The sequence below is a fragment of the Methanosarcina flavescens genome, assembly GCF_001304615.2.
Classification (GTDB): Archaea; Halobacteriota; Methanosarcinia; order Methanosarcinales; family Methanosarcinaceae; genus Methanosarcina; species Methanosarcina flavescens.
This window is the reverse complement of the sequence record NZ_CP032683.1, coordinates 856,966-868,979: the sequence shown is the minus strand read 5'-3', so window position 1 is coordinate 868,979 and position 12,014 is coordinate 856,966. Positions and strand designations below refer to the sequence as shown.

General features: G+C 43.8%; 10 protein-coding genes. 2 read left to right on the top strand and 8 right to left on the bottom strand.

Annotation, left to right across the window (positions count from 1 at the left end; genetic code table 11):
* Window positions 1–550: 550 nt before the first annotated feature.
* Window positions 551–1,213 carry an HAD family hydrolase gene (locus tag AOB57_RS03785; RefSeq protein WP_054300100.1) on the top strand — a complete coding sequence of 221 codons (663 nt, stop codon included), beginning with the start codon at window positions 551–553 and terminating at the stop codon, window positions 1,211–1,213.
* Window positions 1,214–1,286: 73 nt separating this feature from the next.
* Here AOB57_RS03785 and AOB57_RS03780 read toward each other — a convergent pair whose 3' ends face one another.
* From AOB57_RS03780 to AOB57_RS03755, 6 genes are all read right to left on the bottom strand, one after another.
* The gene (locus tag AOB57_RS03780) at window positions 1,287–3,200 is read right to left on the bottom strand and encodes a beta-CASP ribonuclease aCPSF1 (RefSeq protein ID WP_054300099.1); all 1,914 of its coding nucleotides are present in this window, start codon (window positions 3,198–3,200) and stop codon (window positions 1,287–1,289) included.
* Window positions 3,201–3,309: 109 nt separating this feature from the next.
* Window positions 3,310–3,945: an archaeal proteasome endopeptidase complex subunit beta gene (gene psmB, locus AOB57_RS03775; protein WP_054300098.1), complete on the bottom strand. Its 636-nt coding sequence runs from the start codon at window positions 3,943–3,945 to the stop codon at window positions 3,310–3,312.
* Between the two features lie 259 nt (window positions 3,946–4,204).
* Window positions 4,205–4,717, bottom strand: a complete 513-nt coding sequence (locus tag AOB57_RS03770; RefSeq protein WP_054300112.1) for an HD domain-containing protein — start codon at window positions 4,715–4,717, stop codon at window positions 4,205–4,207.
* Window positions 4,718–4,727: 10 nt separating this feature from the next.
* Window positions 4,728–5,222, bottom strand: coding sequence for a transcription factor (locus AOB57_RS03765; RefSeq protein ID WP_054300097.1), 495 nt, complete (start codon window positions 5,220–5,222; stop codon window positions 4,728–4,730).
* A 141-nt stretch (window positions 5,223–5,363) separates the two neighbouring features.
* Window positions 5,364–6,539 (bottom strand): ATP-grasp domain-containing protein, encoded by a 1,176-nt coding sequence (locus AOB57_RS03760; RefSeq protein WP_054300096.1) that lies wholly within the window; start codon window positions 6,537–6,539, stop codon window positions 5,364–5,366.
* Between the two features lie 20 nt (window positions 6,540–6,559).
* Window positions 6,560–7,624, bottom strand: a complete 1,065-nt coding sequence (locus AOB57_RS03755; RefSeq protein WP_054300095.1) for a 60S ribosomal export protein NMD3 — start codon at window positions 7,622–7,624, stop codon at window positions 6,560–6,562.
* 514 nt (window positions 7,625–8,138) lie between these two features.
* Here AOB57_RS03755 and AOB57_RS03750 point away from each other — a divergent pair.
* On the top strand, window positions 8,139–8,828 hold the full coding sequence (locus AOB57_RS03750; protein ID WP_226999626.1) for a hypothetical protein: 690 nt from the start codon (window positions 8,139–8,141) through the stop codon (window positions 8,826–8,828).
* Window positions 8,829–9,168: 340 nt separating this feature from the next.
* Here the strand turns inward: AOB57_RS03750 and acsC are convergent, their stop codons facing one another.
* Complete coding sequence (gene acsC / locus AOB57_RS03745) at window positions 9,169–10,578, bottom strand: acetyl-CoA decarbonylase/synthase complex subunit gamma (protein WP_054300094.1); 1,410 nt, start codon at window positions 10,576–10,578, stop codon at window positions 9,169–9,171.
* 3 nt (window positions 10,579–10,581) lie between these two features.
* A complete protein-coding gene (cdhD, locus tag AOB57_RS03740) occupies window positions 10,582–11,895 on the bottom strand; it encodes a CO dehydrogenase/acetyl-CoA synthase subunit delta (protein ID WP_054300093.1) in 1,314 nt (437 codons plus the stop codon).
* Window positions 11,896–12,014: the final 119 nt, after the last annotated feature.

The window sequence follows — 12,014 nt, the reverse complement described above, 5'->3', positions numbered from 1 at the left end:
GGGATTCTTACAATTTAATGAAACTGTTTATATTTATTACTTTTAAGTAGAATTCTCCTCTTAAAAACTGTTTCGGTATTATCCCGAGATTTCGGGGCTCTTGCTCGATTTTTGGATTAATGTATTTTTAAATTAATATGAATGTCTCTACATTATAATTTACAGGCAATAAATAGCAGTATGACTTTCTAAATTCATTTGTCTAAATTCATTCGAATTAATTTGTCCAGTGCACTTGCCTTGAAGCCAAATCTGTGACAAATATCACGCTAAAATTCTGAAAATGCATTATTTATAAAAACTATGTTAAATTAATGAGAGCTACAACGAATCTATAAAATCAGAACTAAGAAAACAGAATTAAGCTATAATTCTACCCGGATTTTCCGGGAAAGCTTTAAGGCTTCAAAGCTATTTTTACCTTAATTGCCGGGATTTGAGTTACATTAATTCCCGTGAATTCCAGTTAACTTAGTCTTCACGAATTTAGTTATCTTAAATTAGTGAACTTGAATTCAAAGTTATTCAGTTTTAATCTGGAGTCAGAACAATGTTAAAAGCATTGATTTTCGATATGGATGGCGTTCTTGTGGACTCGATGCCCTTCCATGCTGCAGCCTGGAAAAAGGCTTTCTCTGAAATGGGTATGGAAATTCAGGACAGCGATATTTTTGCAATCGAAGGTTCAAATCCCAGAAATGGTCTTCCTCTGCTTATCCGAAAAGCCAGGAAAGAACCCGAAGCATTTGATTTCGAAGCTATTACCTCAATTTACAGGCAGGAATTCAAACGAGTCTTTGAGCTAAAAGCTTTCGAAGGAATGAAAGAATGCCTTGAGGTGCTTAAAACGCGTTTCCTGCTTTCTGTAGTATCTGGCTCTGATCATGTTATTGTCCATAGTATAGTTAACCAGCTTTTCCCCGGGATATTTGATATTGTAGTTACGGGAGACGATATTATAAACTCAAAACCCTATCCCGATCCTTTTCTTAAAGCTGTCGAGCTTCTGAATGTACGGCGGGAGGAATGCGTAGTAATAGAAAACGCCATCCTGGGTGTAGAAGCTGCAAAAAATGCCGAAATTTACTGCATAGGAGTTCCCACATATGTGGAGCCTTCACACCTTGATAGGGCTGACCTGGTAGTAGAAGATCACAGACAGTTAATGCAACATCTTCTAAGTCTTGAGCCTGCTAATAGGTTCAGGCCGTAAAAAAATTTATTTTTTTCTTCAAAAAAGAGAGTTGTGGCCCCTGGAGGGGTCACAGCAACTTTACTGTAAGGAGTTACAACAACCTTACGGTTTCAAGGTTTGTAAGAGCTCGGGTCTCAATTTTCAGTTTCTTGTAAATTGAGCTTGCCAGATCAACACAGGCTTTTTCATCTCCATGCTCGGTAAAGACCCTTTCCGGACGGGGCTGCATCTTCTTGATGTAGTCCATAAGCTGTCTCCTATCGGAGTGACCTGAGAAACCGTCAACTACCTGAACTTCCATGTTCATCTTAATGATCTCGGTACTTCCGTTTTTTCCTGTCATAGGGATTTCTTTCCATCCTTTCTGGATCCTGCGTCCTATTGTCCCATCCGCCTGGTACCCTACAAACACCAGAGAGTTGCGTGGTTCTTCGGCAAAGGCTTTGAAATAGTCCATAACCGGCCCTCCGTTCATCATACCTGATGTCGCGAGAATAACACAGGGATGTGGATTCTGAATTATCTTCTGGCGCGCCTCGTGAGAGTCAACAGGCCTAAAGCACTCGGACAGGAATGGATTCTGACCTTTCTGGAAGATTAGTTTCCTCAGGTCATTGTTCAGGTACTCGGGATGTGTAGCATGAATTGCTGTTGCTTCCCATATCATTCCGTCCAGATAGACCGGAATTTCGGGAATCAGCCCTTTCCTTATAGACTCCTCAAGCACTATCATGACTTCCTGGCTTCGACCGACCGCAAAAGCCGGGATGAGACAAATTCCTCCTCTTTCCACGGTATTTTTAACTACCATCTGGAGGTGTCTTTCAGCGTCTTTAAGTGAGGGCTGGAAAGCATTTGAGTTCCCATAAGTAGCTTCACTGACGACAGTTTCAACTCTTGGAAACTTATTGACAGCAGGATCAAAAAGCCGCGTCTTTTCATATTTGTAGTCTCCAGTAAAGACCACGTTATGGAGCCCGTCTCCTATATGGAAATGAGAAATGGCCGATCCCAGAATGTGACCTGCATTATGGAAAGTCAGTTTGATATCAGGAGCGATATCCGTTACTTCCTCATAATCCAGGGGAATTATGTGTTTGAGGGTCTTCGCTACCATGCCTGATTCGTAGGGAATCTTCTTCCCTTCTTTTGCTGCCACATCGATGTAATCGAGCTGGAGCAGAACCATCAGATCCCTTGTAGGCGGCGTGCAGTACACAGGTCCATCGTATCCGTACTTAAAAAGCAAGGGAACAAGCCCCTGATGGTCTAGGTGAGCATGTGTAACTACCACCGCATCAATCTGATTTAAGGGAAAAACTTCAGGAACATACAGGTAAGGAGTCATGTTTTCGTCCGAACCTACATTGACACCACAATCGATCAGGACTCTGGACTCAGGGGTCGATAACAGGAAACAGCTCCGCCCTACTTCTTTGCATCCCCCAAGCGATGTAATCCTTATCCACTGATCTTTTGAGGTACATTCTTTATGGATTTTTCTCCCCACGGATTTTAGAATTTCTTTTCTTTCTTTTAGGTTGTTCCTCATAAACTCCCTTATATTTTTCACGGTACGGGATTTGATAGGGGGAGTCCGCGCAACCTTCGGAATCCAGCCGATTTGCTTTGTGATCTCACGGAGAGTGGCTCCGTGCTTTCCTATCACAAGACCCGGCTTCTCAGCCTCAATGATTACTTCTCCAGAGTCAGGATCAAAATAGTAGCTTGAGATTACGGATTCTTTTGGAACAACCTCTTCGATTATAGAAATAGAGTCTTCAGGAGTAGCAAGTACCCTGGGGTCAGGGCGCATGGCAATCCGTGTCCTGAGCTCTTTTGCCAGGTTACGAATTATGTTCCCATCGTCTGCGAATTTGCGGGGTTCTTCAGTGTATAGTACAAGTTGGGGTCCCTCAAATTCCACATCGGTAATTGTAACTCCTGCGGGTAGATTTTTCTCAATTTTATTTTTGAGGTCTAATAACACGTCTTCAATAGGCATCAAGAATCTTCCTTTTTGTCAAAAAATGAAAAAGTATGTAGGTGTTGAAAAAATAATAGTTTGAAAAAGGTGTTAGTTTAGTGTCAAAATAAAAAACCAACAATTTAAGTTATTTAGTTAATGCAGCTCTTATGGATTTTACTTCTTCGGGGTCCAGCCTCCTGAACGCTTCCTTAGTAATGACCACTACATCGATATTTTCTCCGGACGCTGAGTCCCTTTTAGTTGCATTGTGGATTGCCCGAATAGCAAGGTCAAGGCCCTCTTTTACAGTCATGTCCTCCCTGTACTGATCTTCAAGTACTCCGTATGCCATGGGAGAACCGGAACCTGTAGCCGAGATCCTTGTCTCTTCTATGCTTCCTCCAAGAGCGTCCAGAGAATAGATACCAGGCCCATTCTTGTCAACCCCTCCTATAAGGAGTTGAACCATCATGGGATAGTAGCGGTTGGCGTTTAAGAAGTTTGACATTAAGGTTGCAATACCCTTTATTGTCATTGATTCATTCCTGCGCATCTTGTAGAGCTGTGATTCTACATTTACGAGCCGGACAAGTTGCTGGGCATCCCCTACCGAACCTGCAATGGTCATTGCTACAAGATCATCTACCTGGTAAACCTTTTTTGCAGTTTTACTCGCGATGAAATTCCCCATTGTGGCTCTCTGTTCGCTTGCGAGCACGATACCATCGGTACAAACTACTCCTACGGTAGTTGTGCCCTTTAGATATTTGTCATTATCCATAAACATACCCTCATAATAAGTTAAAAATGAGAAAATGTCGCTAAAAAAAATGCTTTAGTGAGGTGAGTATTTTTTAACTTAAATCGCAGGATTTAGCACTTCATTATCTCATTATTAATATCGTTATATATAAGTTTTCCTCCTCTTTTTTATTGAATGCGTCCAAATTTAAATTCGGAGGAAGATTTGGCAAAATAATTTCTTTTCTTTTTCCGTTACGGGATGTTCAGATCTCCTGATCCCCTGAAAAATCCTAAACTTAGCTGAAAAGTCCTTCGATCTCTTCAGCAAGCTTATTCACCCTTTGAATTACAATTTCAGGTACTTCTTGCTTGCGCATGAGCGCAGTCCGCTCAGCTGTGGTTATTCTGTGCGTTCCCTTAACAAGGTTGTCGGCATGGGCAACGATTTTTTCTTCCAGGCTTCGCGGGAAATAGTCATCTTCAGGAAGCCCTAATTTTCTTGCCTCTTCTTTTGAGATTCCCGCTCCTATATGTCTTTTTATTATTTCGGAAATCTCAGGATCTATTCCCCTATCCTTGGCTAGCCTGTACCCTTCTGCCGCATGATCGATTTTATGAGTTCTACATCTTCCAAAATCATGCAATAGAGCTCCGATTTCTACCATCTCCAGGTTTACATTATGTCCTGCTGCTTTTGCCTTATTTGCTATCTCAACTGCAAGCGACGCAACTTCCTTACAGTGCTCGATAACGTTAGGAGCACATCCGTTTTCTTCAAGCAGTTGTATTGCTTCGGCTCGGGTAATCAATATAATCACATCATGCCGAACTAAGAGCATCTACGCGTTTCTTCAGGACTTCTATAAAGTATGAATTGTCGTAGAAAGCCAGGTCTTCTCCACACATAGGGCAGAGAAATTCAGTTTCCGTAGCTTCGTCAAAAAGGAGGCGAACACAGCCCTGAGGGCAAGAATAGAAAACATTATTTTCTTCGAATTCAAGGCGAGTTTTCAGGTTTCGGAGTAATTTTTTCTTTTCCTTCATAAGCTGGTGCTCTATATCAGAAAAGTCCAGGTGCCAGAGGTATGTCAACCATCCGCTGTTTGAATCTCTCTCCCTGCGGCAGATTGCAAATTTATTCTCATGTAGTATGAAGAGCGTTCTCCTCACGGTGTTCAGCAGAATTCCGGTTTCTGTCGCAATTTCTTCATCCGTAACCTCACCTTCGGGCATTTTTTCTATCATCTGTAGCCCTTCTTCCCCTACAAGGCTCATAAGATATCCTCTAATTACCTTGTCATTTAAGTCGACCAATATATTCACCTCGCGAATGCCAATATGAATTGGATATACCAGTATTAAAGTTTACATTACCCTTTTTATTCCGGAGACTTTCCTTAGCCTGAAAAGATTGAATTCTTTTAAGCCTGGATTTACAACAATGCTTAGTAAATCTCAGGTACTTTTTCTTTCCGTCTGGTTTTTGATAAAAACCTTTATTCTATCTGCCCCTCTTTTAAGCGACAGGACTGCCTCTTCCCTGGTAGAGGTGCACGCGAACAGGGAAGTAAGAGGCCCATCAGGCTCTGCAACAGTTCCTTGGCATGGAATGTCAGCGCCTTTTTCCCTCAGAATGAGGTCCATGAGCTTTCCGTCTATAAAAAGTTCTCGATCCGAGTAAATTATTCCTCTTGCAGCAAAACCTTTAGCTTCGGGTTTCTCAGGAAGATCTCCTCTGAAGCAGCCGACATGAGCCTCAAAAATGTTAATATTCATTGCCTTCTCGACAGTGTCAAGACTTCCCTGAAACCTCGGGTTTATCTCAAGTACTGCAGGCCCTTTTTTCGAAACCAGGAAGTCCACACCGTTTGAGCCCAGGAGCTTGAATTCAAGCACCAATTCTTCAGCAAGGGCTTCCATTTCCTCAGCCTGATCTGTCCTGAATGGTGTTATGTTTCCACAATAAGCAAAGGGCAGCCTCGAAAGCCAGGGTATGCCTATTAACTGTTCATTCACAGCTACTGAAAGAGCTTCGTTCTTTGTAGAAAGCAAGGAAACACTTGAAGGTATCCCCTCCAGAAATTCCTGGATAACAACTGTCTGTTCGGTAAGTTCGGGATTCAGTTTGTACAATTCTTCGAGGCTGGTTAGAAGCTCCTGTCTGTTCCGGGCAACCCGGTTGAAGATTCCTCCTCCGCCTGAGACGGGCTTGATCATGATCGGGTATTCTATTGCATCCAGTTCCTCTGAAGAATAGCAGCGTGGGTGAGGGATTCCGAGGGCTTCAAGCCTTTTTGAAAGATATAGTTTGTCTGAAGCCTTCTGCATGGCATCCGGACTGTTGGCAAGTACAGGGCATGGAATATCTTTATGGTCAAGCATCTCCAGTCCTGAACCCGGAACAACGGCATCAAATTCAAGCCCGAATTCAGACATCTGGGCTTTTATCCGGGAAGCGTCGAGTTGGTGCAGTTCCTCTACGGTTCTGCACTCCAGAAATGTAGATTTATATGCACATTCCTGCAGGTCAAGATCACGGAAAGCATCTATAGAGCAGACCGTATACCCAGCCCGGTTTGCAGAGCATACAACGTTCCTGGTGCTAAATCCGATCACAAGGATATTCTGCATGTTTCCTCTTTCCGAACCTTTTATTTTGCCTGCGGAATCTCGGAATGTGTCAGTGCAAAGATCCCGTATGAGGTTTTCAGGACAGGGATCTCGCTTCCTGCTTCGGCATTGAAAGACATCGGCTTCTTTATGGCAACAGTCTCATATGTTTCAGGATCAAGCACAAGAATGGCGTTGTCTTCGATTGAAACAAGCACTGTTAAAATCGCGTCCTTCATGTTGCCTATTTTCTCTGCTCCTCTCAATTCTTCAGGGGTTGAGATAAATCGGGAGCCATCCTCAAGGGAAATCCCGTTAACTTTTTTTCCTGAGCTCCTGATCTGGATAATTTTTCCTCTGAACCTGATTACATCCCCTGGTCTGAATTCGGGAAGCCGCATTGAGAAAGTAATTCTGTAAAGATTTTTTCCATCTTTCATTCCCACAAGGGTAGGAGATTCGGAGAAGCTGCCTCCAAGTTCGGAAGTAATTAGCCTGCAGACCTGCCTGCTGGCATTCATGGAACCCATGTAAAGGTCAAGTCCCTCTTTTTGCTCCAGAACCTCACTTATGAACGCCAGACGGTCACCCTTTCTTTTCATGCTCTCCATGGCTTCCCTGGCTATAGCCATGCAGCGGCTTTTCTCTCCTTCAGTAGGAAACCTGCCTGCAGCCCTGATCTGGATAATGGCTTCAAAGTATCCTCCGGACTCCCTGCTGCACATGTCACAGGCTGATCGCTGAATCCTTACCTCGGTCTCAGCCTCGGCATGCACAGGCTCTTCCCGGACTACAGCATCGACTTCGGCTCTCACCCGGTAAATATAGGGTGTAATTTCTCTGGGTTCCAGGTAGATCTCCACGTCTCCGGCTTCATTGTGGATGAAAAGGGCATTTTCTACAGCCTTCAGAACCACATCTTCAATACTACCGATATTCTCCCAACGGCTTCTATGAAGGTGCGCTCCGCAAACTGAACATATCCTTGCATGGAGTACATGAGGCAATTCAATCAGTTTGAAAGTCTCAAAAAAACAGTTCCTGCAAACTGAGTCAAACAGCCTGTAACATTCTCTGCCGCATCTGGGGCATGTGATGAAATTCATCTTAAATCCTTACTTATAACCTTCTTGAAATTATTTATAACCTTCTTGAAATTATTTATAATCTTCCTGAAATTTACTTATACTCTTCCTGAAATAGTGACCGTTTCTTAAGTATTAATGGGCTTTTTGATAAATAGTCTAAAATACTTCTTTTTCAAGATCCTCTGGAAGAAAATCTCTGCAATATAATCTGAGCAATTCACCTGTTAAGCCTGCTCATTCTATTTAAAAATAGCTGGATTTGCGAATTTACTTTTGAATATTCAGGCTTCCCTAATTCCCGGAAGCAAAACCAGCAAAATATATAGCAATATTAAAATGAATCAGTTATAGGCAAATTTAAAAAAATATATAGTTTGAATCTCTATTAAATAGGTATTTGTCTTATATAAATATTTCCTCAATTGCCTAAGTCACACAAATTCCACAAGTATTTTTAATTCTTTCTGCCAATCATGTCCTGTTTGTTTGTTACTTTGTTTTATTTCCTCAAGAGTGGATTAGGTGATGGAATATGAAGACTCGTTACAAAATAGGTGTCGGGTTTATATTATTAATAATTATTTCTGCCGGGTTGCTGTCTATCTGGTGGCAAGACCAGAAGCAGAAGATGTATGATAGGAGCCTCAGGAGTAGTTATGATTACGATGTAATGTTAACTACAGACTCAACCCTGAGCAACATGACTCTTTACCTTCCACTCCCGGTGATAAACAACACATCATCCGTGGGCATGGATATCGTAGAGCATCACTTCAATAACAATGATCCTTCATGGGAATATGCACTAGTAGATACGGAACATGGGCTCATGCTTTCTCTGAAAAATAAGAAGCCAAGAAGTATAGATCTTAGTACAATAGTATTCTCTAACCAGACCATAGACACAATGAACCCGCTGGGCAATGAAATGGTTCTTATGCCCAAATACAAGCTCACGCATAATGTCAACGCCAGCAGAACCTATTCACGGACGTCTGAGCAATTTGATTATGAAAGCCGGATGTATGCCTACTATGAAACCTCCTCGAATGCAAACGTCAGCATTTCTATCTACTTGAATGCACGTAATGAATGGTGGATCGGAGGATGGCAGTCGAACAGCTATTGGGAAGTCATGGAAGTTAAGTTATTTGGATCTCAGAATGGATGGACAACAGTAAATGGTGAACTTGTTACCGGAGAAGGAACGTATGAGATATAATATGAAATGCCACCTGTTAAAACCGGTGACTTCCTGATTCATTGCCTATTATTTTATTACATCGGGAGCGTGGAGGGTCACGAGTGCTTCAGGTCGGGGATGAAGTGAACCCTCGCTTTTTGTTTACGATTTTAATCTCTAAGCCATAGCTTCCTTGTATAGAGATCGTAAATCGGATCGGAATTGCTAAGATTTGAGCAATGGAGATCGAGAATCTTAAAGCTGGGTCTACCAAAAAGCTATAACTAACTCAAAAGAGAAGTACTTAACTTTTAATTAAAAAAGAAGAAAATTCCGTGTCTTTTGACACGGATCTGTATTTTCATATTCACATTCGAATTTACTGTTTTGGAGGCCAGTTCTTCTCAAACCAGCCTGGGAGCCTTCCTGAGTCCATTGGACCGACCATGACTCTTGCATCGAGTTTATCCTCAAGGTCACCCTGGAGACGGGCAGCAAGACCCGGAATAATTACAGTGTTGTGGGTAACATCTTTCTTGAGGTCAAAGCCTGACTTTTCAAAGGCATCCTTTACTTTGTCAGCAGTCAGCTGGCCGCCGGCAGCGGCTGCTTCTACACCAATACCATCGGTGTCAACTGCAAGCAGCCAGCAGGTGATGCCGTTTGAGGACAGGTCGCTCTCTACTGTGTAGTAAGTAAGAGCAAAGTTTGTTGTGAAGAGCACAGGGGAGTTCTCGTCCGGCTCTCCTACCTTGTACATCTTTGAGTCAACAGCTACAGGGGTCCTTGGATCAGTGTAGATTGTCTCGGCAAGGTGCACTTCAGGCAGGGTGGCATATGGCTCCATGCTGTGGAGAATCATAATGTCACCGTACCTGATAGTGAAGATGGCAGCCATTGCGGTTTCCCAGTATGCGGCACTAACAGGGTCAGAAATCCCAGCCATCCAGGCAGTAATTGGCAGAGCGAGGATCGGGTATGCGATCTCGGTGTCTCCCATAATGCCTGCTCTTCTTATCTTCAGGAAGTTGGTAAAGCTTTCCTTCAGACCCTGGCCGCTTGGAGAGGTTCCTGGGTCAAGGACAATATCTTTAATGCCTGCTTCTGCAAAGGTCTTTGCAAGAGTCTTGAGGGCATCAAGATCATTGATAGCTGAAACTACCACAGGCACATTGTACTCAAGGGCAAGTTCTCCTACTTCCTTCCAGTTGTCCTTGTTTGCAGCGTAAAGCAGTGGATTCTTATCCTTTGCTACCTCAAGTCCAGCCTTAAGGACTGCAGGGTTGAAGGAACAGAAGATCATGGGTATGCCTACTTCTGCAACCTTCTTGACAGCTGCTGCAAACTTTGCAGGATCATTGGATACTGACCTGATTGCTACACCGTCAAGCAGCAGGTTTCGCCCGACATAGAACTTCCTGAAGTCAGCAACCTTCTTTGTCCTCTCGACAAGGGCAGCCTCATCCATTGTATCCGTCACATCGAAGAACATCTTCGTCTTGTTGAAGAAGGTCAGTTTGTGACGGTAAAGCACATCGTCGCCACCAATCTTGACTGCTCTGTCGCCGACACCGATTGTAATTTCACGAATTTCAGGGGCAAGGAGCCTATCAAGCTCTGCAAGCTTCTTGGCAAACTTCTTCTCTTTAACGAGAGGTGGACAGTCTGTTGTCTTGCCGGATCTGTCGATCAGTTTGGAAGCAAAAGCCATACAGGTTGCTTCACCACATTCTCCACAGTTGGTCTGCGGGAGGTACTTGTAAGCTTCTAATGGGCTGTTTATTTTCATGTTTTACACCTCCGCTCCAATCCAGTTAGCAATGTCAACGGGCTCTGCCTCAATTGAACCAAAGAGTGTCTGAGTCATGTGCTTCAGGACAGCAACTGAGGTTGGGTGCATCATCATGAAGAGGTCGTTTCCTGCAATTGCAAGGGACAGACCTGTAATGATTTCCCAGATAGGACCTCTGTATTCTCTGGGTCCCCAGTCAGAATCTTCCTTCAATGGTGAGCTAACCATCCAGGACTCACGTGCACCCCATGCGTTTGTAGTACCTGATGACATCGGGAAGGTCAGTTCATCGTCACCCATGAGGGCTGCAAGGCGGATACGCTCCATGTTGGTGTAAGCATAGTCCAGACCATAACCGAGGGCTGCAGTGGTTGGGTCCATTATAATTCTGTCTCTTGGCACGTTGCACTGCTTCATAAGTTTCCTGTTCAATTCCTTCTGGGCGTTCATGTCCAGCTGGGTCCAGGAAAGGACATCGTGATCGTATTTTAATGCAGCCTCTGCGATTGCAGCGTAGTCCAGGTTCAGGCTTGCAGATGCAAGGAGGCAGCGCTCCCCTTCAGAGACTTCTGCTGCTTTTGCAAGAACCAGTGGGTCTTTCTGTGGGTTTCCTGATCCACCAATTGCGATTGGCACATCGACAGCCTGCAGAACCTCTTCAACTGTCTTAGCTGCATCTTTGGGGGATGTGTCCTTGATGAGCGGGTCGGTTGAAATCAGGTGAATAGTGATCATGTCAGCGTTGAACTTCTCAACGTTCTTCTTTGCCCATTCTCCAGGATTATCCATAACATCGTCGTAGTTTTCCTTCACAGCCTTTGCAAGCCCAAGCCTCATGTCGAACACGTCAATTGTGACCTGGTTCCTGTATGGCATTGGAGCATCAGGGAAGAATGGAAGGGCTTTCTCGCCACCGAGCATAATTCTCTTTCCACGGCTTCCGCCGTCTGCAGAGGTGTTGCCTATTGGGACTTCCTGGACCTGGGTTGTCCATTCCTCTATGTTTGCAAAGTCAAACTTGGATGGAATGAGATCCTTAAGTTTGGGGGCTGCCAGAGCAGGGGAAACTGCAGGAGCAGTTGCTGGGGCACCGACACTAACAGGATATCCAAACATTCCTGCAATTCTTGCGAAATGCTGTGCAAGTACTGCACTCTCCTGCCCGAGGGCAGCAGCAAGCATTGGGTCAAAGCCGCCTCCAAGTCCACCGAGATCAATCTCAATGTCCCCTTCTATAGTTACACCTTCGAGGGCTTCTACATCCATGCCCGCGAACATGTTTGTAATTTCGGATAACTTCATTTTCTTTGCCATGTAAACCTCACCGTTTCCGTAAGTTTTCCGTTTTTGCGAGTGACTGTATAATAAAGAATGTAATACAGGATGTATTTCCTTACCTTTCCCTTGCAGGGATCGTGACATAAATCCCTTAT